At 39.4% G+C, this 24,860-nt stretch carries 26 protein-coding genes and 2 tRNA genes; 17 read left to right on the top strand and 11 right to left on the bottom strand.

Features of this window, described 5'->3' with window-relative positions; genetic code table 11:
* Positions 1-34: 34 nt before the first annotated feature.
* The 6 genes from AC4MC0_RS12045 to AC4MC0_RS12020 all read left to right on the top strand — a co-directional run bounded on the left by AC4MC0_RS12045 (position 35) and on the right by AC4MC0_RS12020 (position 3,871).
* Positions 35-556, top strand: a complete 522-nt coding sequence (locus AC4MC0_RS12045) for a PadR family transcriptional regulator (RefSeq protein WP_491887114.1) — start codon at positions 35-37, stop codon at positions 554-556.
* A gap of 9 nt (positions 557-565) precedes the next feature.
* Positions 566-877, top strand: coding sequence for a DUF3861 domain-containing protein (locus AC4MC0_RS12040; protein WP_491887113.1), 312 nt, complete (start codon positions 566-568; stop codon positions 875-877).
* A 22-nt stretch (positions 878-899) separates the two neighbouring features.
* Positions 900-1,160, top strand: coding sequence for a DUF2798 domain-containing protein (locus AC4MC0_RS12035; protein WP_004694355.1), 261 nt, complete (start codon positions 900-902; stop codon positions 1,158-1,160).
* Between the two features lie 230 nt (positions 1,161-1,390).
* A complete protein-coding gene (locus AC4MC0_RS12030) occupies positions 1,391-2,383 on the top strand; it encodes an NAD(P)H-quinone oxidoreductase (protein ID WP_004694354.1) in 993 nt (330 codons plus the stop codon).
* Positions 2,384-2,586: 203 nt separating this feature from the next.
* The gene (locus AC4MC0_RS12025) at positions 2,587-2,817 is read left to right on the top strand and encodes a hypothetical protein (protein ID WP_406935408.1); all 231 of its coding nucleotides are present in this window, start codon (positions 2,587-2,589) and stop codon (positions 2,815-2,817) included.
* 148 nt (positions 2,818-2,965) lie between these two features.
* Positions 2,966-3,871, top strand: a complete 906-nt coding sequence (locus AC4MC0_RS12020; RefSeq protein ID WP_004694351.1) for a helix-turn-helix transcriptional regulator — start codon at positions 2,966-2,968, stop codon at positions 3,869-3,871.
* Positions 3,872-4,011: 140 nt separating this feature from the next.
* Here the strand turns inward: AC4MC0_RS12020 and AC4MC0_RS12015 are convergent.
* Positions 4,012-4,097: transfer RNA gene (locus AC4MC0_RS12015), tRNA-Leu, on the bottom strand.
* Positions 4,098-4,107: 10 nt separating this feature from the next.
* A tRNA-Cys gene (locus AC4MC0_RS12010) sits at positions 4,108-4,181 on the bottom strand.
* 152 nt (positions 4,182-4,333) lie between these two features.
* On the opposite strand from AC4MC0_RS12010, the gene folD reads away from it, so the two are divergent.
* The gene (gene folD / locus AC4MC0_RS12005) at positions 4,334-5,182 is read left to right on the top strand and encodes a bifunctional methylenetetrahydrofolate dehydrogenase/methenyltetrahydrofolate cyclohydrolase FolD (protein ID WP_201706233.1); all 849 of its coding nucleotides are present in this window, start codon (positions 4,334-4,336) and stop codon (positions 5,180-5,182) included.
* Between the two features lie 265 nt (positions 5,183-5,447).
* Positions 5,448-6,134 (top strand): class I SAM-dependent methyltransferase, encoded by a 687-nt coding sequence (locus tag AC4MC0_RS12000; protein WP_333655785.1) that lies wholly within the window; start codon positions 5,448-5,450, stop codon positions 6,132-6,134.
* A 21-nt stretch (positions 6,135-6,155) separates the two neighbouring features.
* Here the strand turns inward: AC4MC0_RS12000 and AC4MC0_RS11995 are convergent, their stop codons facing one another.
* Positions 6,156-6,584 (bottom strand): hypothetical protein, encoded by a 429-nt coding sequence (locus AC4MC0_RS11995; RefSeq protein WP_333655789.1) that lies wholly within the window; start codon positions 6,582-6,584, stop codon positions 6,156-6,158.
* A gap of 171 nt (positions 6,585-6,755) precedes the next feature.
* On the bottom strand, positions 6,756-8,075 hold the full coding sequence (locus AC4MC0_RS11990) for an MFS transporter (RefSeq protein WP_491887112.1): 1,320 nt from the start codon (positions 8,073-8,075) through the stop codon (positions 6,756-6,758).
* Between the two features lie 538 nt (positions 8,076-8,613).
* On the opposite strand from AC4MC0_RS11990, the gene glpD reads away from it, so the two are divergent.
* Entirely contained in the window at positions 8,614-10,131 is a 1,518-nt protein-coding gene (glpD, locus tag AC4MC0_RS11985) for a glycerol-3-phosphate dehydrogenase (RefSeq protein WP_419275050.1), read from the top strand.
* A 71-nt stretch (positions 10,132-10,202) separates the two neighbouring features.
* Here glpD and AC4MC0_RS11980 read toward each other — a convergent pair whose 3' ends face one another.
* On the bottom strand, positions 10,203-10,571 hold the full coding sequence (locus AC4MC0_RS11980; RefSeq protein ID WP_078390144.1) for a hypothetical protein: 369 nt from the start codon (positions 10,569-10,571) through the stop codon (positions 10,203-10,205).
* 102 nt (positions 10,572-10,673) lie between these two features.
* Complete coding sequence (locus AC4MC0_RS11975) at positions 10,674-12,506, bottom strand: phosphoenolpyruvate carboxykinase (GTP) (RefSeq protein ID WP_078425451.1); 1,833 nt, start codon at positions 12,504-12,506, stop codon at positions 10,674-10,676.
* 415 nt (positions 12,507-12,921) lie between these two features.
* On the opposite strand from AC4MC0_RS11975, the gene AC4MC0_RS11970 reads away from it, so the two are divergent.
* The 4 genes from AC4MC0_RS11970 to groL all read left to right on the top strand — a co-directional run bounded on the left by AC4MC0_RS11970 (position 12,922) and on the right by groL (position 16,805).
* Complete coding sequence (locus AC4MC0_RS11970) at positions 12,922-13,845, top strand: diacylglycerol/lipid kinase family protein (RefSeq protein WP_419275048.1); 924 nt, start codon at positions 12,922-12,924, stop codon at positions 13,843-13,845.
* Complete coding sequence (locus tag AC4MC0_RS11965; RefSeq protein ID WP_491887111.1) at positions 13,842-14,618, top strand: metallophosphoesterase family protein; 777 nt, start codon at positions 13,842-13,844, stop codon at positions 14,616-14,618. Before AC4MC0_RS11970 ends, AC4MC0_RS11965 begins: the two co-directional genes overlap by 4 nt.
* Positions 14,619-14,812: 194 nt before the next feature.
* Positions 14,813-15,103 carry a co-chaperone GroES gene (locus AC4MC0_RS11960; protein ID WP_010326285.1) on the top strand — a complete coding sequence of 97 codons (291 nt, stop codon included), beginning with the start codon at positions 14,813-14,815 and terminating at the stop codon, positions 15,101-15,103.
* A gap of 67 nt (positions 15,104-15,170) precedes the next feature.
* Positions 15,171-16,805 carry a chaperonin GroEL gene (groL, locus tag AC4MC0_RS11955; RefSeq protein WP_004694331.1) on the top strand — a complete coding sequence of 545 codons (1,635 nt, stop codon included), beginning with the start codon at positions 15,171-15,173 and terminating at the stop codon, positions 16,803-16,805.
* A 140-nt stretch (positions 16,806-16,945) separates the two neighbouring features.
* Here the strand turns inward: groL and AC4MC0_RS11950 are convergent, their stop codons facing one another.
* Together AC4MC0_RS11950 and AC4MC0_RS11945 are read right to left on the bottom strand one after the other, a co-directional pair.
* Positions 16,946-17,158 carry a hypothetical protein gene (locus AC4MC0_RS11950; RefSeq protein ID WP_491887110.1) on the bottom strand — a complete coding sequence of 71 codons (213 nt, stop codon included), beginning with the start codon at positions 17,156-17,158 and terminating at the stop codon, positions 16,946-16,948.
* Positions 17,159-17,681: 523 nt separating this feature from the next.
* Positions 17,682-18,023 (bottom strand): hypothetical protein, encoded by a 342-nt coding sequence (locus AC4MC0_RS11945; RefSeq protein WP_491887109.1) that lies wholly within the window; start codon positions 18,021-18,023, stop codon positions 17,682-17,684.
* A gap of 756 nt (positions 18,024-18,779) precedes the next feature.
* On the opposite strand from AC4MC0_RS11945, the gene AC4MC0_RS11940 reads away from it, so the two are divergent.
* A complete protein-coding gene (locus tag AC4MC0_RS11940) occupies positions 18,780-19,730 on the top strand; it encodes a MobA/MobL family protein (RefSeq protein WP_491887108.1) in 951 nt (316 codons plus the stop codon).
* A 61-nt stretch (positions 19,731-19,791) separates the two neighbouring features.
* On the opposite strand, the gene AC4MC0_RS11935 is transcribed toward AC4MC0_RS11940, so the two are convergent.
* Entirely contained in the window at positions 19,792-20,637 is an 846-nt protein-coding gene (locus AC4MC0_RS11935; RefSeq protein WP_491887107.1) for a hypothetical protein, read from the bottom strand.
* Entirely contained in the window at positions 20,627-20,965 is a 339-nt protein-coding gene (locus AC4MC0_RS11930; RefSeq protein ID WP_491887106.1) for a hypothetical protein, read from the bottom strand. Before AC4MC0_RS11930 ends, AC4MC0_RS11935 begins: the two co-directional genes overlap by 11 nt.
* A gap of 1,091 nt (positions 20,966-22,056) precedes the next feature.
* Here AC4MC0_RS11930 and AC4MC0_RS11925 point away from each other — a divergent pair.
* The 3 genes from AC4MC0_RS11925 (at position 22,057) to AC4MC0_RS11915 (ending at position 24,165) form a co-directional block, all read left to right on the top strand.
* Positions 22,057-22,665, top strand: a complete 609-nt coding sequence (locus AC4MC0_RS11925) for a hypothetical protein (RefSeq protein ID WP_491887105.1) — start codon at positions 22,057-22,059, stop codon at positions 22,663-22,665.
* A gap of 74 nt (positions 22,666-22,739) precedes the next feature.
* Positions 22,740-23,987 (top strand): arylsulfatase, encoded by a 1,248-nt coding sequence (locus AC4MC0_RS11920; RefSeq protein ID WP_491887104.1) that lies wholly within the window; start codon positions 22,740-22,742, stop codon positions 23,985-23,987.
* Complete coding sequence (locus tag AC4MC0_RS11915; RefSeq protein ID WP_491887103.1) at positions 23,959-24,165, top strand: hypothetical protein; 207 nt, start codon at positions 23,959-23,961, stop codon at positions 24,163-24,165. The genes AC4MC0_RS11920 and AC4MC0_RS11915 overlap by 29 nt, the downstream gene beginning before the upstream one ends.
* A 113-nt stretch (positions 24,166-24,278) precedes the next feature.
* Here AC4MC0_RS11915 and AC4MC0_RS11910 read toward each other — a convergent pair whose 3' ends face one another.
* The gene (locus tag AC4MC0_RS11910) at positions 24,279-24,755 is read right to left on the bottom strand and encodes a copper resistance protein NlpE (RefSeq protein ID WP_491887102.1); all 477 of its coding nucleotides are present in this window, start codon (positions 24,753-24,755) and stop codon (positions 24,279-24,281) included.
* Positions 24,756-24,860 lie beyond the last annotated feature (105 nt).

The raw sequence follows: 24,860 nt of genomic DNA, 5'->3' as shown, positions 1-24,860 counted from the left end.
ATATATCTTAATAATTTAAATTTGTATCTTAGATATGTCTAAAGCACAAAAAGTTGAATCCTTTGCTGATTTAGAGACAGTACCAGTGTTACGTAAACAGCGCCTATTTGAAGCGGGTCAGATGAAACTTTTAGCCTTACATCTCATTTCATTCGCGCCTAAATATGGCTATGACCTTATTAAAGAAGTGAGTGAAATTGTGGGAGGGGGCTATTGCCCAAGTGCAGGAACGATCTATCCAACCTTGAATTATTTGGAAGAGCAACGGTTTGTTCAGGTCGCGTTAGATGATGCTGAACGCAAGCAATACTGTATAACAGCTTTGGGTTTGAAGCATCTTGAGGTTGAGCAAGCAAATGCGGAAAAGATCTTATCTCGTTTTGATACGCGTAAACAAATTCAAAATAATGAACAATATCTTGATATTAAACGTGCGATGGAAAACCTCAAAGCTTCTTTAAAGCTCAAGATCCAATACAGTGAGCTGAGCCCTGAACAAATTCGTGCTATTGCAGAACAAATCGATCAAGCAGCAGTGAATATTGCACGTCTCTAGGAAAACAGAATGAAACAACATACTTATGAAGTCACACTCAAACACATTGCAGATGCTCAAGGCAACCCGTCGACCTATACTGATACTTTGAGTTTTAACACCTATAACCACGACGATATTTTTAAAGTGTTACAGGTGATTCAAAACAGTCAAATGCTGGATGATGATGAAGCAGCGAAATCATTTACTGTTGGTTTAAAGCTCTTTAGTGAGGTGATGCTAGAGCATAAAAACCTTCCACTCTTTAAAGATTTTATGCCCCATTTTGGACAGTTTATGAAAGCTTTAAAACAAACCGTTAAAACGCAAAGCCAAAGCTAATTTTTATTTACTCAGGTCGATTATGTTCAACACGCTCCCCAAAATTCATATCAAACATTTAAATTGGTTAATGCCGTTATTACTTTCAGGCCTGATGAGTGGTTCTATTTCTGGTTTTAACTTACTGTTAAATAAAGGCTTAGTGCATAATTTTTTCCATCTTTGGCTCAAAAGCTGGAGCTTATCTTGGTTGATTGCGTTTCCTCTGATTATGGTGTTTTTGCCTTTGGTTCGTAAATTTCTAATGCAGTTTGTGTCTTTGCCTGATCAGCCACGCAACTGAATACTTGTGCTTTTCATCTGGCCTTACTAGTTCTAAGTAATGTTTGAGAGGGATGTCGAGTGCAGTCGTATTGATGTCGCAGCTTGCTTTTTTTATCAATGATCAGTGCTATCACGCAGCAAAATAGTCTTCAGACTATACATAAGTACGGTGTTATTCATTTCAATTTATTTCTATGATCAAATAGGTCTATGAAACTTGAAAAATATCGCAAGAGTTAGGAATAAATCATGTCACAAACAACGATGCAACAGGTCATTATTACAGAGCCAGGTGGTGTGGATAAGCTGGCATATGAAACAGTGACGATCCCTAAAGCAAAAGCAGATGAGGTCTTGGTTAAGGTCCATGCGTTTGGCATTAACCGTCCAGATATTTTACAGCGTCAAGGTTTATATCCAATGCCGCCTGGGGTAACACAAGTGCCGGGGCTTGAGGTTGCAGGTGAAGTCGTTGCAGTTGGAGCTGAAGTTACCCAGTTTAAATTAGGCGATAAAGTTTGTGGTTTGACCAATGGTGGTGGTTATGCCGAGTATTGTGTAGTTCCACAAAGTCAAACTTTACATATTCCAGAAAATGTAAGCTTTGTGGAAGCGGCGGCTATTCCTGAAACTTTTTTCACGGTCTGGGCCAATGTATTCCAAATGGGTAAAGCCAAAGCAGGGGAAGTGGTGTTAATACATGGTGGAACCAGTGGCATTGGCACCACGGCACTCATGCTATGTAAAGCATTGGGCATTAAAACCTTTGCAACCGTCGGCAGCGATGAAAAAGTACAAGCCATTGCGAATTTGACAGATGCCATCAATTATAAAACCCAAGACTTTGAACACCTGATCAATGAGAAAACGGATAATGCTGGTGTTGATGTCATTTTAGATATGGTGGGTGCACCGTATTTAGAAAAGAATTTGAACTTGCTCCGCCGCGATGGACGTTTGGTTTATATTGCCTTTTTAGGGGGTGCAAAAGCCAAAGAGGTTAAGTTGGGGCAAATTATGATGAAGCGCTTAACCATCACAGGTTCGACCATGCGTGCACGAAATACCGCTGAGAAGGCTGAGATTGCACAAGGTTTACAAGATCATGTGGCACCGTTATGGGCCAAAGGCGATTGCTTGCCGATGATTTATCAAACTTTTGAGTTTGATCAGATTCAAGCAGCGCATGCCTGCATGGACACGGGTGAGCACGTGGGTAAAGTTGTGGTAACAATCCTGTAATATTTCTAGAGTATAAAAAGTAGAGCTGACATCATGTCGGCTTTTCTTTTGCCTAAAATTTTTCCAAAAAATAAAAATAATGTACTGAAAACAGAAAATAATTTCACAAAAATTAAAAAATGATAACTGTTCGACACAACCTGTCAAAACCGTGGTGTAAATTTGAAACTAAATTTAAACCTGACAAATTTACGTGGTTTTAAATGAAAAATAAAACAGAAAAGAGGGTTGTCATGAAAATTTTATCGACATCATATACACATGCGCATGGTTTCCGTGCGCTCAAGCGCTTGCATAAGGCGGTTATCTATAATAGTGTTTTACCTGATGAGTTACATAAGCTATATAAAGCTTTAATTCATTTTGAGCGTTATATAGAGCGTTTAGCGCATCAGCAAACTGTAGTAAAGAAGAAGAAATCTAAAAAACATTGATCGATTTTTTTTTGATAAAAACATGACATAGCTTGAAAGCTGACCGTTTGTCTTTTACTTAATATTATTCAGTGACTTATATTGAATATAATGCTTAGGCATTTAACTATAAATAAAGACACAACATTGATTGTGCAGCGAGGGCAATATGAAGCGTAAAGCTTCAACACATGAACGCCTTGCGGAGCGTTTAGCGAATATTTTGACTAAATTAAATACTGGATATCAATTAGGGGTTGCAGAACTAGCACATGAATTTCAGGTGAGTACGCGAACGATAGAGCGAGATTTTGATCGTCTCAATACGTATTTGCCTTTACTTCAAGATGAATATACCAAGAAGTACTTTTTAGATCCTGTTTATCTTGGGCGCTTTAAGCTACAAGACATTCAGAACTTTGCACAGCTTTCTGGGATTGGTGAGCTCTATCCATCTCTAGATATGTCTTTTCTACGTGGCCTGCTTGATGAGCGTGCAAATCAAGTGTTCTCTGCCAAAGGTTATTATTATGAAAATGCACAGCAATTTGCTGAACATTTTCAGGTTTTTGCGGGCGCGATTCATAAGCGTCAAAAAATCAGTTTTATTTATAATGATCGTTTACGCCATGTTGACCCGTATCGTTTAATTCATCATCAGGGAAGTTGGTATTTGGCCGCAGCTGTAACTGATGAATTACGTGCTTATCGTTTAAGTAAAATAGATCAAGTGGTTGTACATGAGTCGGAGCTTTTCGAGCACCATTTAGAAGTTTTGACCCAATTAGAGCTCAGTGAGGGGATTTGGTTTGCAAAGCATAAGCAAACGGTGAAAATATCGGTGCGACCTGAAGTTGCCTTATATTTTAAGCAACGTCTATTATTGCCAGAGCAACAAATCGTACTAGAAGATGCATCAGGTGGTTTGTTAATTGATTGTCAAATTTGCCATGAAATGCAACTTTTACCTTTGGTGCGCTATTGGATTCCATACATTAAAATTATTGAGCCAGCTCATTTTCAAGAAAAATTAGAACAAGATCTGCAACATTATTTATTACCACCCTTATCGTGATAAACGAATGAGATATTATTTTTAAGAGAGTCAATGTGCTCTCTTTTTTTTTGTGCATTGTATTATGCTTTTTCTGTAGGCATAAAAAAACCAGCTTAACGCTGGGTTCTTTATATGCACCATACTTAGAAGTATAAGAATGGTGCCCGAGGCCAGACTCGAACTGGCACGCTTTGTGGGCGGGGGATTTTAAATCCCCTGTGTCTACCGATTTCACCACTCGGGCTTTAACAAGATGGAGGCGGAGGTCGGAATCGAACCGGCGTCCACGGAGTTGCAGTCCGCTGCATGACCACTCTGCCACCCCGCCGCGTCTTGTTGATGCGTATATTAGCAAGCTCTGAAAAAAAAACAATAGTGCTTTCATTCGTATGCGCATAAAAACAGCATATAGCGAAAAATATTTAAAATTATCATGTATTATGTGCAAAATTGATTCATATCAACACTTGGAGATGTGCCGTGGCATTAGTTTTAGATGGTCGTGCATTGGCAAAACAAATTGAAGCTGACTTGTTAACTCGCGTTGAAGCGCTCAAAGCAAAATCAGGTCGTACCCCAATTCTTGCGACAATTTTGGTGGGTGACGATGGTGCATCTGCAACTTATGTTCGTATGAAAGGAAATGCCTGCCGTCGTGTTGGTATGGACTCACTTAAAGTTGAACTGCCAAAAGAGACCACCACTGAACAATTGTTGGCTGAAATTGAAAAACTGAATGCCAATCCTGATGTTCACGGTATTTTGCTTCAGCATCCAGTGCCTGAACAAATTGATGAGCGTGCATGTTTTGATGCAATCTCTCTTGCCAAAGATGTGGATGGCGTAACTTGTTTTGGTTTTGGTCGTATGGCTATGGGTGAGGCAGCGTATGGTTCTGCGACACCCGCAGGTATTATGACTATTTTGCAAGAAAACAATATCGAAATTACTGGAAAGCATGCTGTCGTTGTAGGACGTTCTGCAATTTTAGGTAAGCCAATGGCTGCGATGCTACTTCAAGCCAATGCGACCGTAACGATCTGTCACTCACGTACTCAAAACTTAGCTGACTTTGTGAAACAAGCTGATATTATCGTGGGCGCGGTTGGTAAGGCAGAATTGATTCAAAAAGATTGGATCAAACAAGGTGCAGTAGTTGTTGATGCTGGTTTCCATCCACGTGATGGTGGTGGGGTAGGCGACATTCAATTGGTCGGTATTGAAGAAGTGGCTTCTGCGTACACACCTGTTCCAGGTGGTGTTGGCCCAATGACGATTACGACACTAATTCGTCAAACGGTTGAAGCGGCTGAGAAAGCTTTAGCTTAATTATTTTAAGTGGTCTAATGCTGCCTTGAAGCCAGTATTAGATACACGAAAACGTCATTCGCTGTTGTTTGAGTTAAGACTTTATTGTTTATTGAATGTTTCTGCGACTTTTTAAATAGATGGTGGTGTTTAACGAGTTCAGCGAATGACCATGGTTTTGCCTACTTTTGCCAAAACAAAAGTAGGTCTAGCCGAAGGCTAATTCCTCAATCCAAATCTTAGCTGCAAGATCCTGCAGTAAAAGCATAAAAATACTCAACAACTTATGAGCTGTACTTTCCAATTCCCCAAAGCCCCAGATCATTTACTTCATGCCTTGCATGAAGTGATTCCACACTGTGAATTGCTTGCGCAACAGCTTCCTGAAACATCTATTTCCCTGTGGCTCATTCCTCCCGTATTTCCAACCGATAAACTGGATGATGAAATCATTCGTCGCATTTGGAATGAAACGCCATATTGGATCTTTTGTTGGGCTTCAGGCCTAGCCATGGCGCAGTGGTTACTGGCAGAGCCTCATCATGTCAAAGATAAGGTGGTGTTGGATTTTGGCGCAGGTTCAGGTGTGGTGGCGATTGCAGCCAAAATAGCGGGTGCAAAACGTGTGATTTGTTGCGATATTGATGCAGTGAGTTTATATGCTTGCCGTGCTAATGCGGAACTCAATAACGTAGAGCTAGAGTATTTGGATGACTTGTATCAATCGGAACCAGTTGATGTTCTATTGGCTGCCGATGTTTTATATGATCAATGCAATCGTTTCTTTTTAGATGAGTTTTTAAAGTTTGCACCTGAAGTTTGGGTGGCAGATAGTCGTGTTAAAAATTTTAGTCATCCGCAATACATGAAGCTTGATGAGCGTAGTGCAACAACTTGGCCAGATCTAAATGAGTCACCAGAGTTTCGTAATGTGAGTTTTTATCGAACGTTAGATGCTCAAAAAGGGCACTAAGCCCTTTTTTATATGAAGGTATTAAGAGCAGGTATAGCGCACAACATGCAGTGTGCTTGGGCGTGCTTCAAGTGACTCGCGTGTTGCAATATTTTCACCTTGGTGTAAGTCAGGTGTATTGCTTAAGCCAAAAGTGGCACGAGTTTGACCAATTTGGCGGCCATATTCGGGAACATCTGCTGCAGTGTTAGGAATTTCATTAATACTTAAAACCGCCAATTTATAATTCTTTTGTGAACCTAAAACTTTTTGGCAAGCACGTTGTAATTTATTTTCATCAAGTTGCTGATTTTTACGAGCAGCAAGCGTATAAGCAAGGGTAGCGTTCGACGCTGATTGATGTTCAATTTGATAGCCAACATTGCCATTGTATTGGCGAGGCGTGCTTTGACATGCAGATACTGCTAAAACGATACAGCTTAAGCCTAAAAGTTTATACGTATTTTTCATATAAAAAGTTCCTAACATTATTCTTGTTCTTAGTATGCCATACGCAGGTGTAATTCACGATATTTCAATCAATCAAGTTTCGGCAAAAAATTGATCAGACATAAAAAATGCCTTCATTCGAGAAGGCATTTTTTATGTCTAGCTTATTAACTTACACACTTACTTTAAGCATCAATGATCGGTAATCATACTGTGCTTTTTGGTGTCTTTCATAAAGATGTAAGTCAGTAGAGATAAACCAATCATGAAGGTGATGTAGTAAAAGAAGTAGTTTTCATTTCCTGCATTTTTAAAACTCAACGCTACAAGCTCTGCTGTGCCACCAAAGATGGTATTGGCAATCGCATAAGGTAGGGCAACCCCTAGTGCACGAATATGTGCTGGAAAGAGCTCTGCTTTGACTACGGCATTAATTGCGGTATAACCCGTTACAATTACCATACCGCTCATACATAGCATGAATGCGGTTGTTGGGCTGCTGGTTGAGCCTAGACCATTGAAAATTGGAATTGTGAATAGCACACCCAATACACCAAAAGTGATCATAATTGGTTTACGACCAATTTTATCAGACAGTGCGCCCACCACAGGTTGTAATAGCATGAAGACAAAGATTGCTGCTGTGGTGATCTCTGTGGCTGTGGTTTTCTCAAAACCTGAGGTGTTGACTAAGTATTTTTGTAAATACGTGGTAAAGGTGTTGAATGCTAGTGTTCCACCCGCAGTTAGCATAATCACAGTGAATGCTTGCTTTGGATATTTGGTAAATAAAGCAAGTGCGCTAGATTTTGGGCCACCATTTTTAGCCTGTTCCTGTGCATCTTTTGAAGATTGGGTTTCAACCAAACCACGACGAATCCAGAACACCACAATGGCAAGTACAGCACCAATGAAGAAGGGAATACGCCAGCCCCATTCAGATAACTGTGCTTCGCTCATGGTGCGTTGTAAAATGATCAACACACACAGCGCCAAGAGCTGACCTGAAATGAGAGTCACATACTGAAAACTAGAGAAGAAACCACGATGGTTTTTTCCAGCCATTTCCGTTAAATAGGTTGCGCTTGAACCATATTCTCCACCGACACTTAAACCTTGCAATAAACGGGCAAAGAGTAATAAGGCAGGTGCGAGCATACCCACACTGGCATAGGTGGGTGCACAGGCAATAATCAAAGATCCTACACACATTAAAGATACAGACAGGGTAAGACCTGATTTACGTCCTTTACGGTCTGCATAAATGCCCATGATCCACGCGCCAATAGGACGCATCAGGAAGCCCAGTGCAAAGACGGCTGCAGCTTGTAAGAGTTTTACCGTGTCATCCCCTTCAGGGAAAAACTGTGGCGCGAAATATAAGGTAAATGCGGCATAGACATACCAGTCATACCATTCAACTAAGTTGCCAGCTGAACCACCGAGAATCGATTTTAAACGGGTTTTTTTATCGATGCTTACTGGAGCAGTTTGGGGAGATAGATCAGTCACAAAAATTTCCCAAGGAGAAGTTCGGAAAATACATCTTTTAACTTTTTAAATAGAAAAAGTTAAAACAATATATTTTAAGATTAAACAAAAAAATTCTGTTTCGTTATACGCCCCTTATTCTTGGACTTCATTCGACTTTAGTCTAAATGCTGGTATGATTTATATGCTGTTAAGTTTTTCTAATGAATATCTTTATTTTAATGGGAAATTATCATTTTACTTATCTAGAACAAACCCTTGTGATTTTTAAATGTGTGAATAGTCAATTAAAATACAAGGGGTTATGGTGATTTTTAATTTTATGGTGAATGTTGATTTTTAGAAAGGAACGTGTTTTTTAGCTTGGAAATTAGTCGACTTTTCACTGAATAGTCAAAATTAAAAATTAAATTGTAAAAATAGATGCGGGTATTAATTTATTTATAGTAAAGAATTTTCTCTGATTTGACTGGCTTTGGAATATGACAAGGTTGGATTTTGATGTTAAGTTTAGCGTGAAGAACAAAAATAACACAATAACTCAATGAGAGAGGTGAATATGCAAGACACAGATGCCATTTATGATATTGCCGTTGTGGGCGCGGGCATCAATGGGGTGGGCATTGCAAATGATGCTGTAGGGCGTGGTTTAAGTGTTTTTGTCTGTGAAAAAGATGATTTAGCCAGTCATACGTCTTCAGCCAGTAGCAAGCTCATTCATGGTGGATTGCGTTATCTCGAACAAAAAGAATTTCGTTTGGTGCGTGAAGCTTTATTAGAGCGTGAAGTACTGTTAAAAAAAGCCCCACATTTGATCCATCCTATGCGTTTTATTATGCCGCATTTGCCTTATTTGCGCCCTGCATGGCTGATTCGTTCAGGCTTATTTATCTATGATTATTTGGCAAAACGAGAAACATTAGAGGGCTCGGAGCTTGTTCATTTTAATGTCGATAGCCCGTTAAAAGATACGATTAAACGTGGTTTCGAATATTCAGATTGTACTGTGGATGATGCGCGTTTGGTGGTGGTTAATGCAATCCAAGCACATGAGCTAGGGGCTCAAATTCGGACACAAACGAGATGTGTTTCTGCGGTTCAGCAGGAGGGGGTGTGGTGCCTAACCTTAGAGCATCAAAAACAACACTACCAAATTAAAGCTCGAAGCTTAGTCAATGCAACAGGTGCATGGGTCACAGATTTTATTCAACAACAACTGTCCCAAACACCAAAGGCAGGCATTCGATTGGTTCAGGGCAGCCATATCATTGTGAAGCGTTTATACCCTGAACAGCATGCATTTATTTTGCAAAATGACGATCAACGAATTGTGTTTGTAATTCCTTATTTAGATGAATACAGCCTGATTGGTACCACGGACGTAGAGTTTGAGGGTGATGCAAATCATGTCCATATTACCGAGCAGGAAACGGCTTATTTGATTGATGTGATTAATGACCATTTCAAGCTTCAATTACAGCAAGGAGATGTGATGTCAAGCTTTGCAGGCGTAAGGGCGCTGTATGATGATGCAAGTACCCAAGCCTCTAAAGTGACACGTGATTATGTACTGGCGATGTCTAAGCCTGTTGCAGATGAAGCGCCATTGTTATCTGTTTATGGTGGAAAGCTAACGACTTATCGCAAGTTGGCGGAAGCGGCTTTGCTACAGCTGAAACGTTATTTTCCACACATGAAAGCGGAATGGACGGCTGAGGCAAAACTCCCAGGTGCGGAAGGTTTTAGTTCAGTCGAGGTTTTATGTGCAGAGTTGATGCATGAAATCAAAGGGCTAGAGTCTCAAACAGCGCATCGTTGGGCAAACAGTTATGGTAGTCGAGTGTGGCATATGCTCGGTGAGAACAAAGATGTACAAACTTTTGGGCAGTCTTTTGGCCATGGTTTGTATCAGCAAGAAGTGGATTATGTGGTGAAACGTGAGTGGGCTGTCAGCAGTGAAGATATTTTAAAACGACGGACTAAACTGTATTTAAAATTTGATGCACTAGAAACTCAAGCTTTAGACCTCTACTTGCAGGATTTACACCTGCGTCGTATGCAAGGGGATGCTGCATAGTGTTGAGTGAGTGTCATGGTTACATTTAATTTCGTTCTATTAAAAAAGCCGCTATCGCGGCTTTTTTAAATTTAAATTTCGATTCCGCCGAGCTGTTTACAGTCTACAGGTGTCTTCCATTTTACAGCTGTTCCCCAAACAACTGGGCGGACAATACGCCAAGGCCAAAAGCCAAAACGTTGGCTGGCATTGTAGTTAATGACGACGTTACCACCGACTTGATGTGCACGTTCAGCAAAACGCGGATAGAGTTCAACCACACTGCCATAAGTGCCTTTAGCGACTTTGATGCGCTTTTTGATTTCAAATTGAGTTGAATCAGGTGTGCCTTTGATCGCGCAAACATGAAGTGCTGGCTGAGTTGTTGCTACTTCTGTTTGAGCCATGACTAAGCTTGATAGGCCCAGTAGACCGATTGTGAGTGTGAGTTTTTTAAGCATGAATTACCCCTTGATAAGTTTTTGTTGAGTTATAAAGTTTTAAAATTATAAATAGATTAAAAAAAGACCGCTTACGCGGTCTTTTTTGGCTTAATTTAAAGATTAAGCATATTGCTTAACAGCATCTAAAAGTTCGTTTTGGCGAGCTTTAAGTGCAGCTGGTAGGCGTTCACCAAGTTTGTCGAATAGCTCAGTATGGCTTTCAAGCTCTTTGATCCATTGATCTTTGTCTTGAGAAGTCACAAGGTCAAATTGGGCTTTAGTGAAGTCAGAACCTGTCCAGTTCAACTGTTCATAAGTTGGAACTAAACCAATTGGTGTTTCAACTGCATCAGCACGGCCTTCACAACGGTCAATAATCCACTCAAGAACACGCATGTTTTGACCGAAACCAGGCCATACGAAGTTGCCTTCAGCATCACGACGGAACCAGTTCACGTTGTAGATGCCTGGAAGTTTGTTGCCCGCAGCTTTAGCTTTCGCTGCAACTTCTTCACCAAGCTCTAACCAGTGAGAGAAGTAATCCGCCATGTTGTAACCCGCAAATGGAAGCATTGCGAATGGGTCACGACGAACAATACCTTGTTGGCCAACGGCAGCTGCAGTTGTTTCAGAGCCCATAGTTGCAGCTTTGTAAACACCATCTACCCAGTCAAATGCTTCTGAAATTAGAGGCACTGTGTCCGCACGGCGACCACCAAAGATGAACGCTGAAATTGGAACACCGGCTGGATTTTCCCAGTCAGCATCAATAGAAGGACATTGACCAGCTGAAACAGTGAAGCGCGCATTTGGATGAGCCGCTTTTTCTGCGCCAGTGTGAGGTTGACCTTTCCAGTTGGTCAGGTTAGCAGGTGCTTCTTTAGTTAGACCTTCCCACCATACTTCACCATTGTCAGTTACCGCAACGTTGGTATAGATGACATCTTTAGTCAATGTTGCCATGCAGTTCGGGTTGGTCTTGGTATTTGTACCAGGCGCTACACCGAAGAAGCCTGCTTCTGGGTTGATTGCGTATAAGCGACCGTCTTCACCTGGTTTGATCCAAGCAATATCGTCACCAACAGTTTCAATTTTCCAACCTTCGTAGCCTGCTGGTGGAATCAACATTGCGAAGTTTGTTTTACCACAAGCAGAAGGGAATGCTGCTGCGATGTAGTGTTTTTCACCTTGAGGATTAGTCACACCAAGAATCAGCATATGTTCTGCTAACCAACCTTGTTGACGACCCATAGAAGACGCAATACGTAAAGCTAAGCATTTTTTACCTAACAATGCGTTACCGCCGTAACCAGAACCGTAAGACCAGATTTCACGTGTTTCTGGGTAATGCACGATGTATTTTTCATGGTTGCAAGGCCATGCAACATCTTTTTCGCCATCAGCAAGCGGCGCACCAACAGTATGTACGCAAGGAATAAATTCACCGTCTGTACCAAGAACGTCATAAACAGCTTTACCCATGCGAGCCATTTTAGACATGCTAACTGCTACATATGGAGAGTCAGTTAATTCGATACCAATGTGCGCAATATGAGAACCCAATGGGCCCATAGAGAACGGTACTACATATAAAGTACGACCTGCCATTGAACCGTCAAACAAACCATTTAGGCGGGCACGCATTTCAGCAGGCTCTTCCCAGTTGTTTGTTGCACCAGCATCTTCTTGTTTTTCAGAGCAGATGTAAGTACGACCTTCAACACGAGCAACGTCAGAAGGATCAGAATTAGCAAGATAAGAACCAGGATGCGTTTCTTGGTTAAGCGCTTGCATTGTGCCGTTAGCGATCATCAAGTTGATATAACGTTGATATTCTTCTTCGCTGCCGTCACACCATTCAATTTTCGCTGGTTTTGTTAATTTTGCAATTTCTTCCACCCACGCAATAAGCTTAGGGTGACGAACGAATTCTGGTGCGTTCACTTGGGTCATGGTGAGGCCTATCTCAAATATGTACACGTTTGTACAAAGTACAATCTCAGCAATAAAATTTACTGCAGAGATGAAAAGATGAAAAAAAAGTGGCTGTATTAAAGCATAATTTGATAAAAAAAATAAGACCAAAGGCGTATCTAAATTATGAACAGTTCGATGGAGTTGCTTCATTTTAATTATTAAAAAACAATAGTTTGGTTAGATTTCTTGCTTTTATTTTGTGTATTTATTATATTTATGAGGATTATTCATTTAAGATATTAGTATTAAAATCATATGCTTGCATTTATTTTGTGATTGAGATTTATTATTGATTAAATAAATGGTAGTCATTTGAATTTTACATAACAAAACTGTTAAGTGTTGAATATTTGGACAAAAATAGAGCAATTACTTCAAATTTAGGTGCAAAATGTCAGAACAACTCAAACCTTTATCACTTATTTATAATAAAAAATCAGGTTTTCATGCTGCAAATAAAGATGAAGTGTATGAACAGTTGGTAGCAGATTTGAGTACTGCGGGTTTTGAAATACAGTCATTTGAGTTAAGTGAGTGCATCAACTTTGATCAGATGATGCAAGATATTTTACTACGTCATCGTCAAGCGGAGAATGTAGGGGTCGTGGTTGCTGCAGGTGGTGACGGAACTTTAAATGCAGTTGCATCTAAATTGATGGGAACGGATATTCCTATGGGGATCTTGCCTCTAGGTACATTTAACTATGTTGCGCGAGTGTTGAATATTCCGTTGGATTTATTAGATGCGGCCAAAACAATTAGTGAAGGGCAGCCACGTTCTGTACATGTGGCACAGCTGAATCAACATATCTATTTGAACAATGCCAGTTTAGGGCTTTATCCTTTATTTATTCAAAAAAGAGAACAGTTTAATAAGCATTTTGGGCGCTTTCCATTGCATGCGTATACCTCAGCATTGGATGTTCTCATCCGCGACCGTAAAGAGTTAAAACTTGAAGTAGAAGTCGATGGACAACGCTATCCAGTGAAAACGTCATTGATTTTCTTTGGCAATAACCAACTTCAACTTGCTGAAATGAAACTACGTATTGCCGAGGCGGCGGAAGCAGGCAAAGTGGCGGGCGTGGTAGTAGCAAAAAGTGATAAGCGGACTTTGTTCAAGACCTTATGGCAGTTGATTAAAGGCAATTTGGATCAGGCTTCCGATGTCTATAGCTTTGCAGCAGATGAAGTGATTGTTCATTCAAAGCGCAATAAGCTCACGGTTGCGGTAGATGGAGAAATTGTCACGATGACACCACCGCTGAAAATTACAGTACGTAAGCATGCGCTGAATGTCATGGTTCCCGCATGATTTTACATTTGTCGGATTTACATTTTGGGACCGAACGCGAAGTCTGTTTGCAGGCCATTCGTCAGTTATGTGAGGAACACCCTTTTGAAGCAGTGGTGGTCAGTGGGGACTTGACCCAGCGCGCACGGTTTATTCAGTTTTATGCTTGTCGGCAGTTTTTAGACAGTTTAAAGCTGCCGTATTTGGTGGTGCCAGGGAATCATGATATTCCGCTGTACCATGTGTGGAATCGTTTTTTCAGCCCCTTTGCACGTTATCAACTGTTTTTTGGGGGGGTGGAAAACACGTTGGAAACTGAACGCTTTTATGTCATTGGGGTGAATAGTATTCGTCGGCGTTACCACACACGAGGGCATATTTCACTGAACCAAATTCAAGAGATTGACCTGAAGTTGCAGCAAGCACCTGCACACAAAATTAAACTGATCGCCGCGCATCAGCCTTTTTATACTCCGCCAGACCATAGTCATGGTGTGAAAGACTGCCCAATGCTTGGTCGTATTGCGTTGGAGCAATGGAGCCAGCATGGTTTAAATGGACTCTTACATGGGCATCTACACCATGCTGCCGTTTATGATTTGAATCAGATTTATCAACTTGGGGTATCGCATCCTGTGCTGGATATTCATGCGGGAACGGCAACGTCTTATCGTTTACATGCGGGTTTGCCCAACAGCCTGAATATTATTTTGCCGAATGCCGATGTACAACATTTGAGCTTTAACGCTGAAACAAATCACTTCGAGTTGATGCAGCAAAATACCTCAGATTGAATTGAGTGTCTAAACTTTGATGAGGTTTGCTTAAAAAGAGCGCAAAAATATAAAAATATTTTGTGTTTGCCCTTGAAGCGTTTTATTCCATCCCCACAAAAGTGTCATATCAAAATTTTGTTGATGACCTAGGAATAAGAAGTCATCTTCACATCGTAAACAACGGCATTTTAAAAATGTCTATGGAGCAAGAAATGAGCAAAATTCGTCCTTTACATGACAACGTTGTGATTCGCCGCGTAGAAAAGGAAACTAAAACTGCAGGTGGTTTAATTTTGAGTACTTCTGCTGCTGAACAGCCAGCTCAAGGTGAAATCATTGCAGTAGGTAATGGCAAAATTACAGACAATGGCGTTCGTGCTTTAGACGTAAAAGTGGGCGACAATGTACTGTTTGGTGCATATGCAGGCACTAAAGTTAAAGTCGAAGGCGAAGAACTTCTTGTGATGAAAGAGTCTGATATTTTAGCGGTTCTTGAAGGTTAATTCAGAACGTTCATTTGCTGTTTAAGCAATACAATTGATTAAAATTTAAGAATATTTGGAGTTTAGTATGTCAGCTAAAGACGTAAAATTTGGTGATTCAGCTCGTTCTAAAATGATTGCAGGCGTAAACGTGCTTGCAGATGCTGTAAAAGTAACTTTAGGTCCTAAAGGCCGTAACGTTGTGATTGACCGTTCTTTCGGCGCGCCGCACATCACTAAAGATGGCGTAACAGTTGCGAAAGAAATTTCTCTAAAAGACAAATTTGAGAACATGGGCGCTCAATTGGTTCGTGAAGTATCTTCTAAAACCAATGATATCGCGGGTGACGGTACAACAACTGCAACTGTACTAGCTCAAGCAATTTTAAATGAAGGCATTAAGTCTGTAACTGCGGGCATGAACCCAATGGACTTGAAACGTGGTATTGACCTGGCTGTTAAAGCATTGGTTGCTGAAATTAAAGCAACAGCAAAACCTGCTTCTGATACTAAAGCGATTGAACAAGTCGGTTCAATCTCTGCAAACTCTGACGAAACTGTAGGTAAACTCATTGCACAAGCAATGGAACGCGTAGGTAAAGAAGGCGTGATTACTGTTGAAGAAGGTTCAGGCTTTGAAGATGCTTTGGACGTTGTTGAAGGTATGCAGTTTGACCGTGGTTATATCAGCCCGTATTTTGCAAACAAACAAGATACATTAACGGCTGAACTTGAAAATCCATTCATCTTGCTTGTTGATAAAAAAATCAGCAACATCCGTGAATTAATTACTGTACTGGAAGCTGTTGCTAAAACAGGTAAACCACTTTTAATCATCGCTGAAGATGTTGAAGGTGAGGCTTTAGCTACACTTGTTGTAAACAACATGCGCGGAATTATCAAAGTATGTGCGGTTAAAGCACCTGGTTTTGGTGACCGTCGTAAAGCAATGTTACAAGACATCGCGATCTTAACTGGTGCGACTGTAATTTCTGAAGAAGTTGGCATGACTTTAGAGCAAGCTTCTCTTCAAGATTTAGGTACAGCGCACAAAATTACGGTATCTAAAGAAAACACTGTGATTGTTGACGGTGCTGGTGATGCAGCTCAAATTGCTGAACGTGTGACTCAAATCCGCGCGCAAATTGAAGAATCATCTTCAGAATACGACAAAGAAAAACTTCAAGAACGTGTTGCTAAATTGGCAGGCGGTGTAGCTGTAATCAAAATTGGTGCAGCGACTGAAGTTGAAATGAAAGAGAAGAAAGACCGTGTAGACGATGCGCTTCATGCAACACGTGCTGCGGTTGAAGAAGGTGTGGTTGCTGGTGGTGGTGTTGCACTGGTACGTGCTGCAGCTGCGCTTGATGGCGTAAATGGTGCGAATGACGATCAAAATGTAGGTATTAACATTTTACGTCGTGCGATTGAAGCACCACTTCGTCAAATCGTTGCCAATGCGGGTGATGAGCCTTCAGTTGTCATCAACGCTGTGAAAAATGGCGAAGGTAACTTCGGTTATAACGCTGCGACTTCTGAGTATGGCGATATGCTAGAAATGGGTATTCTTGACCCTGCGAAAGTAACGCGTTCCGCACTTGAACACGCTGCATCTGTAGCAGGTTTAATGTTGACAACTGAATGTATGATTACTGATGTTCCAGAAGACAAGCCAGCGATGCCTGATATGGGCGGCATGGGTGGTATGGGCGGAATGATGTAATCTGCCTATAATTTGAGTAATAATTTGTAATTTATAGATTTATTTATCATGTTTTTATAAGTTACTCACAGTGTTACTCACAAAATAATTTGTTGTAAAAAAGGTCGCTATTATAGCGACCTTTTTTTATTCTAGCGTTTTCAAATGGGCTCAAGATAAGTTTCTGAGCTTGTGATGCAAGCGAGTACATAACTATTCAGCCAAAAATTTTTACGTCCATCCTTGATAGGTGACTGTATACGTCCATCTTTGATGCGCTGATAGAGCTCTTTTTCACTGATATTCATACGTAGTGCAAATTCAGCGGTAGAAACTCGTCGTTCAGTGTTAGTCAGGTTTATAGATACACCCATAAAAATCATCTCCATTAAAAATTGGTTGTAAGAGATAAACTCTTAAAATAAAGCTTATCAAATTAATAAAAAAAAAGATGAGAAAAGTTTAAAAAAACAAAAAAAGGTTTATTTTTTAATTTATTATATCAGTAAAATAATCTTAAGTTTATTTAGATGGGATTTTTTAAAATATGTAATTCTATTTTGTAAAGTGATTTATTAAAAAATATTATTATAAAATAAGAGAATTAAGTTTTTAGGAACGCACACTGCAAAGCCGACCTAAAAAGGTCGGCTATTAACGTTTACAGCTTTTTTCTGTTAATTTTTTATTATTTACTCATCGTAAATTAAGAATGGATTATTTAAGTTGAGTAAAATTGAATTCTTTTTGTTGTTAAACTCTCTTCCAATTTCTGAAATATTAAATTCATTTATCTCTTCAGTGTTAAATGATTTTCTATCAAAATAATCATGCATTAAATAGAGTTTCATGATCTCAAATAATATATCGATTGGATCATCATCATTATTATTTAATTTAAGAAGCGACAATAATGTCCCACCAATAAAATTTTTGATGATTCTCTCTATTTCTCTTTTTAATATTTTGTTTCTTTTCTAAAGCATCATCCGTGTCTAAGATGTTTTGATGGATTTTTATTTTTATATTGTCAGGTAGTTTTGACATATAATTGTCTAGCATTTTTTCAGCTAAAAAATAATGTTCAAGCACTGGTGGAACAACTTCTCCGAAATAACTATAATCTAAAATATCGCGTTCTATTTTTGTAATATGATGATCATCTTTTTCTAAGATAAGCGTAAGTGTTTCATTGTATTTGATTCTTCTATTTATATATTGATAGGTTTTCTTGAGCAAATATTTTTCTTTATCACTAAGTTCTCCTAATTTTTTTGTTCGATTAATTGAATGACATCATAATGTGTTTTTTCGAAAGCGGGATTATTCATTGCAAAATATTCTATTGAATAAATGTGATCTTGTGTTGTTAATGCTGTACGACTCATCTTGATATTTTCTCACTAAAAAAATAAAAAATGTATATCACATGTCAATTTTAAAACTTGAGAAAAGTTTAAATATTCAAAAAAAAGTTCTGCTTTTTTTTCTGCTCGCTGCTAGTCACTTTTAGTTTGCTGTTAGTTTTACTGTTAGTGGTGAGGGATAAAAATCATTTTTTGCGAATGCAAAAAAAAGATTTTTATCTCGTCTCCGTGTTCATTTCAATTCGCTTGCAGCGAATCAAAATGAACACTACATCTCGTCCTGCGGAGCACTTTTAGTTTTTTAAGTTATTGTATTTAAAAGATATTATTTATTGAATATTCGAAAAAGCACTTGAGATGGTTAAAAATAACACAAACGTCTGTTACACGTTAAAAATTGGGGCTGTTACATGTTATTTTGCTTAAAGTTTGATCGGTGTTACACGTTAAAATTTCTGTTGTTACACGTTAAAACTGGGGGGTGTTACACGTTAAAAGTACGTATATTTATGATGCTGATATATTTTCTATAAAAAATCGCATTATTTTTCATTTTCTGCATCAAACGAATAAAATTTTTGAATAATTTTATATGATCCATTTTCTTTATTTGAACTTAGGTTTGTATATGTATTATTTTGATTTACGCCATAATGTGAAAATGTTAAAAACTCAGCATAAAAATATGCGTAGAGATAAATTCAAGCATTCATCTGAACTTGGCTATCACTACATTACGCGAACATTATATTTCTCAACACATAAACAAGATGTTGAAGAGCTTGAATATACAGCATCAGCCAATATGCCAAAATGGGCAGCTGAGAGCCCCGAAGTATTTTGGAATGCAGCAGATCAATATGAAAGTATGAAGGGGAGGACATCTACGCATATTACCGTGGCTTTGTCAAAAGAACTTGATTGTTTACAACGTATAGAATTGTCGAATCAACTCATACATGAATTCTGTGGTCATTATCAGATGCCCTATAGTTTTGCAATTCATAATCATGTTTCAACCCTCGATGGGCGTTATGAACAACCGCATTTGCATTTATTATATTCTGAACGAAGTATTTATGATGGCATTGAACGAACACCAAAACTGTATTTTCAAAGACATTGTTCAAAGAATCCTGAGAGAGGCGGTGCCAAGAAACTAACAGCAGATGTAATTGGGCTCGGTCGTCATCAAATTAATCATTATCGAAAAATCACAGAAAATGTCATAAATAAATTTTTAAAAGAATATGCACCCATTAAAGAAGTGGAGATCTACGGAATTAAGTTCCACGTCGAAAATAAGGTCTCATGTTTATCGAATGAAGATTATAACAAAAAAAATGGGACAAATTTAAAAGATGTTCCGCAAATACCTCGACATTATTTGCATAGTAAAGATCCGGATATTCAAGAAAAAATTAAAATGGTTAGACAAATAGTTAAAGAGATTCGAGAAGCGAACTTATATGAATTACATCAAGCTGAGTATCAGCTTGAATTGTCCAGAAGAAATCAGTATCAATATGAAAATAATGATATTGCTCAGAAGCCAAAATCAAATGATTTTGACTTCTAATTTATTTTGGTTGTCTAGCTGAGTCATAAGCAAGTTTTGATTATTGATGTGATCAACTTGCTTATTCTGTTAAATAGCGGTCGATTTGTAATTGCTCAAGTGGATGCCATTGATAACGGTATTGACCATCGAATGACTGCTTAATATATGCAATATGTCGAATCACCTGTTTCTGCTGTTTGAGTAAATGCTGAATGCGCTGATCGGCATAATGAATATCAACGCGCTGCTGCAACAGCGCTTGATAGAAATGACGATAATCCATATTCATATTTTTGAGTATTTCACTTGTAGCGATCGGGGAGAGTGGCTGACTCAATCCTTGTGCCGTCGTATGTTCAGAAATGACAATTTTCGGTTGTACGGAAATTTTCGCTGATTTTAAGGACTGCGTGGGAGTAGTCGCCTGATCTTTGAGAGTGTGAAACGCCTGTTGAATTGACAGCGTTAGTGTATCAGCTTGAGTGTCTTTAACTGCATTTCTACTTCTTTCAGGCTTTGTAACAGTTGTATTTGTAGTTTGCATCAACGATTGCGGTTGAGCTTGAGTTTCAGTATTCGGCTGGATCAATTGTTTTAACTTTTTATAGTTAATTGAATAAAAGTTGGTTTGAAGCCATTTATTTTTTGAGAGCTTTTTAATCACTAAAATCTCAGCTTGTTTTAATTTAGCGACGATCCGTTTGATTGTGGAGACACTATAAATCCCGAGTGTTTGTTGCCATTGTTCATAACTATGGAACCAATACTTTTTTCCTTTGTGGACTTGAGCATCACTGTGTTCTAAACAGTAGTGCAGTTTTTGCAAGAAAGTCGCGGCTGCGACGCCATACGCTTTTGCAAGCGTAGGCGAAGCAATTAAAGGGTAGTCAGAGGGAGCCAGCAGAATATGCTGATTATGCTTCATAACGTGCTCCCAAAAGACGCTCAGCACGTTCAATCAGGTTCTGACGCTGATGGGTACGGAATGCCCAGAGCGAAGGGGTATGATTATTTTGATTGAGTTTTGCGACTTCAGTGATTTGTTCATCATTCATCTGGCGCATGCATTGACGAATAATTTGGTGCGCATGTTCAAGCTCGGTCAGCATGGAGTCTGCAGTATCGAGTGCTTGATAAAGATGGGTTAAGCTTTGACGCTGGGGATTTGAAATGCTTTTGCCAAGTTCAACAATCAGTTGAGAGGCTTGTTTTTTAGATGTGCTAGTGTATGCACCATGAAATTTAGCGTTCATAGCAGTGGTCCTAGATAAGTTTTAAATACTTACCAGCATTACTTCTCACGGTAATGGTGGCAGCGAGACAGGGGTGAGAATACTGAATCTAGGATCAGCCAACCTTACGGTTGCCCTATCAAGCTGCCATAACGACTGCTAAAACAGTAGACAAAAAAATAGCCGCGAGTGCGACATTAATTTGCACCTAGATTGTATCAGGTTCTCACGCCTGAACACAGATTTTGCTGTGTCCTATAAGCTTATCTGCGTATCCCGTGAGCTGTCAACGCTGTATTTGATTATTTTTACAAAACGCAACATTTCATTAATTCATTGATTAAGCTTTAGTTATTTGCGAAGTCTGACGGCTGGATCTACCTATGTTGAACAGGAATGTGTCATTTGATACGGCATAGCTTTTCTTCAGATACGCTTAAAGAAATGAATGTTTGGCGAAGATCTATTCAATCATTTTATTCATTTATTTTATTACAGAAGAGCAGTTCATTTTAGGCCGATCCATGAAATCAAAATGAACCCATGGATGGTTTTAATTTGAGCTTCTGGGTGAAATCAACAACTTAACTGAATTTATTCAAGCCGATCATGTGAATTTTATCGTATCGCAAAATTGACTAAAGCGCTGGATAAATCTAATATGAGCTCGCTGGCCTACATTGCCAGTCGGTTTTAGCAGACCGTCCAACACAAGAGCATTAAAGGACTTGTCCTTTAGTGTTTATCTCCTCGTGCCTCTCTGCGGTGGAACGGGAGGGGGACGTCTTTGACGTGCTGGATTCTTGTGTTCCAGTCTGCTAACCCGCTCTCGTTCTGCCACCATTATTTAGCAGTAATTTGGTAGAACTTCTTTAACACAAGGAGCTTCTCATGCTGTATCCATCTATTCTTTATTGTGCCTCCGCACCTGTTCAACCTTGTTGTGTCATTCAACAGGGCATACAGCACTGATTTTAATTTTTAAGCTGTATTAAAAAAACATTTTTACACGAACAATCTCTAAGGTGGATGGCTCAATCACGCCTATAAAAAATACTTATTTTTATATCCCCTTGTGATTGTCAATTGCATTGAACATGCGGGGAACAATGATGTCTGAATTCACTCAACCAAAAATCATTCCAATCGAAAATCGCCCACCAAAATCCAAGGTCTTTGTTAAATGCATTGTGGTGCCGATCGTCATTTTTTTAATTATGGCTAAAGTGTTTGCTTTTGGCTGGTTTGGCTCTCTGTTCTTTGGCATCTGGCTGTTATGGTTTGTGATCACCTATTACTTCTATGAATATGGCAATACCTACTTTGCAGGCATGACGGAGCAACTGAGCCGCCAAGGTGAACAGTTTAATTATCACAATCGTGGGGTCTGGATTAACAGTCAGGATAAAACCATCATCCTGTTTGATGAACCTGAACAGCGTTTAGTGAAATACCCATTTGACTATATTACCTCAGTCGGCCACTTCAACTTAGTTGAAGACAAAGTCTCTTATACAAGCACAGTCACCAGCAATCCGATGACGGGAACGCATATCCGCCATCACGAACATCGCAGCCCAGTCAAAAGAGAATACCAAGTCAATATTGGAACACGCGACCCATTCAAACCGCATTACCGCCTCAAAGTGTTATTTCCTTGGCGTAGCCCAAAAATGGCCAGTGAAATCCGCCAACGGCTTTGTTGCACAAAGATTTCATAACTATATGATTTTAAAAGTTTTGATTATTTTTTGATCCAAAATTAAATTTATTTAAATCAGATGCTTACATATTTATGCAACAAAGCCGTCATGGTGTTATGGGCTATAACACGCCGAATATTGATCGTATTGCCCAAGAAGGCGTGATGTTTACCGATCACTATGCACAGCCAAGTTCAACCGCTGGACGTGCAGCATTTATTACAGGTCAGTATCCAATTCGTTCAGGTATGACGACAGTCGGTCGTCCAGGTTCACCTTTAGGGATTAAAGCTGCAACACCGACTTTGGCAGAAGTACTCAAACCGTTAGGTTATATGAGTGGTCAGTTTGGTAAAAATCATTTGGGTGATCGAAATGATAGCTTACCGACAGTACATGGTTTTGATGAATTCTTTGGTAATTTATATCACTTAAATACTGAAGAATTTCCTGAACAGTATGATTATCCAAAAGATCCAGAATTCCGTCAAAAATTTGGTACTCGTGGCGTTCTACACTGTTATGCAAACACTACAGATGATGAAACGAATGATCCGCGTTTTGGTAAAATGGGTAAGCAAAAATGTAAAGATACGGGTGAACTTTCGCGTAAACGCATGGAAACGGTGGATGATGAGTTCATTGCTGCCAGTGTAGACTTCATGAAGCGTAGTAAAAAATCGGACAAGCCGTTTTTTGTGTGGCTGAATCCAAGTCGTATGCATATGTTTACCCATTTACGTCCTGAGCATCGTTACTTAGCTGCCAAAGCCACCTCAGAAGATGATTTATACGGCAGTGGTATGGTTGAACACGATATGCAAGTCGGTCAACTCTTGGATGATATGAAGAAGATGGGAGTGTTGGATAACACCATCATTGTTTATACCACCGATAACGGCCCTGAGCACAGTGCAAAAAATCATGGTGGAACCACACCGTTCCGTGGTGAAAAAATGACGACCTATGAAGGGGGAGTCCGTGTTCCAATGATGGTACGGTGGCCGGGACATATTCCTGCGGGACAAGTGAAACACGGCATTCAGTCGCATATGGATCTGTTTACAACTTTGGCGAATGTCGCAGGGAATAAAAATGTAGTCGAGGAAATGAAAACCAATCGTAAGCAAATTATTGATGGTGTAAACAATATCGACTATTGGACGGGAAAATCAAAAGAGAGTATGCGAGATAATTTTCTGTACTATCGTGAATCGATTTTACGTGCAGTTCGTATTAATCAATGGAAAGTTCATTTTGAAACCAGTGAAAATTATTACGACCAATATCAAAAGCAAAAAATTTCCAGTGATGTACAACCTTCGCCAAGACCCATTTGAGACTTTTGATAGTATCAGAGACCGTTCAGATATTATTCAAACCAAGCAATGGATTTCTGAACCCTTACAGGCATTACTGGGTTCACACATTAAATCTTTGATGGATTATCCACCGGTACAAAAAGCTGCAACACTTGATTTTAGCGAGCTAATTAAGAATATGCAAACTCAAAAGTAGTAAACTCTGATAAAGGTGGCCGAAGTAATTAGGCTACCTTTTTGATGTTTGGGTGAAATTTTTGCTGTGATATATAAATAAGCAATTTAAATCATTCAGAATGTTGCGAGTGTCTATTCCAAGGATTTGGTGAGTTTAAAGTTGGACTCAGGTTGATCCAGTACTTGACCTTTATCGCCACGCATTTCAATAAATTGCGCACCAATATAATAAATACGGCTATCACCAGATGAGTCGAGCTGTATCAGTTGATCAGAGCCATTCACAAATTGAAATGAACCTTTCACTTCATTCACATAATTATTATTCGATTTGCCTAAAAATTTTTGTTTCAGCACAAAATGATGATCTAAGGTCAGTTCAAGTTCAGTGTCGATCCCAGAACAATCATGACAGGGTAGAATCCCTTGATATGTGCCTACCCAATCTAAGGCATTTGCTGTGTCTGGTGTATCCATCACGGTTGCGCTAGCACTGTCGTCCAGAGATGCCGTGACATTGTGATCTGGTGGAGGATTGTTTTCATTTGGCTTTGAGCATGCAGTTAACATGGTGAAAGATAGGCATAGTGCTAAAACAGTCTTTTGCATATACAGCACCCGATATTATTCATTGTTTAGTTTTACCTTACAGTAGTGCAAGAAATGAATCTATGAAGATCTGTGAGTGCTTCTGTATCTTCAATAAAGAATACT

The sequence above is a fragment of the Acinetobacter sp. CAU_H_S139_7 genome (genome assembly GCF_058599305.1).
This window is presented reverse-complemented; position numbering and strand designations above follow the sequence as displayed.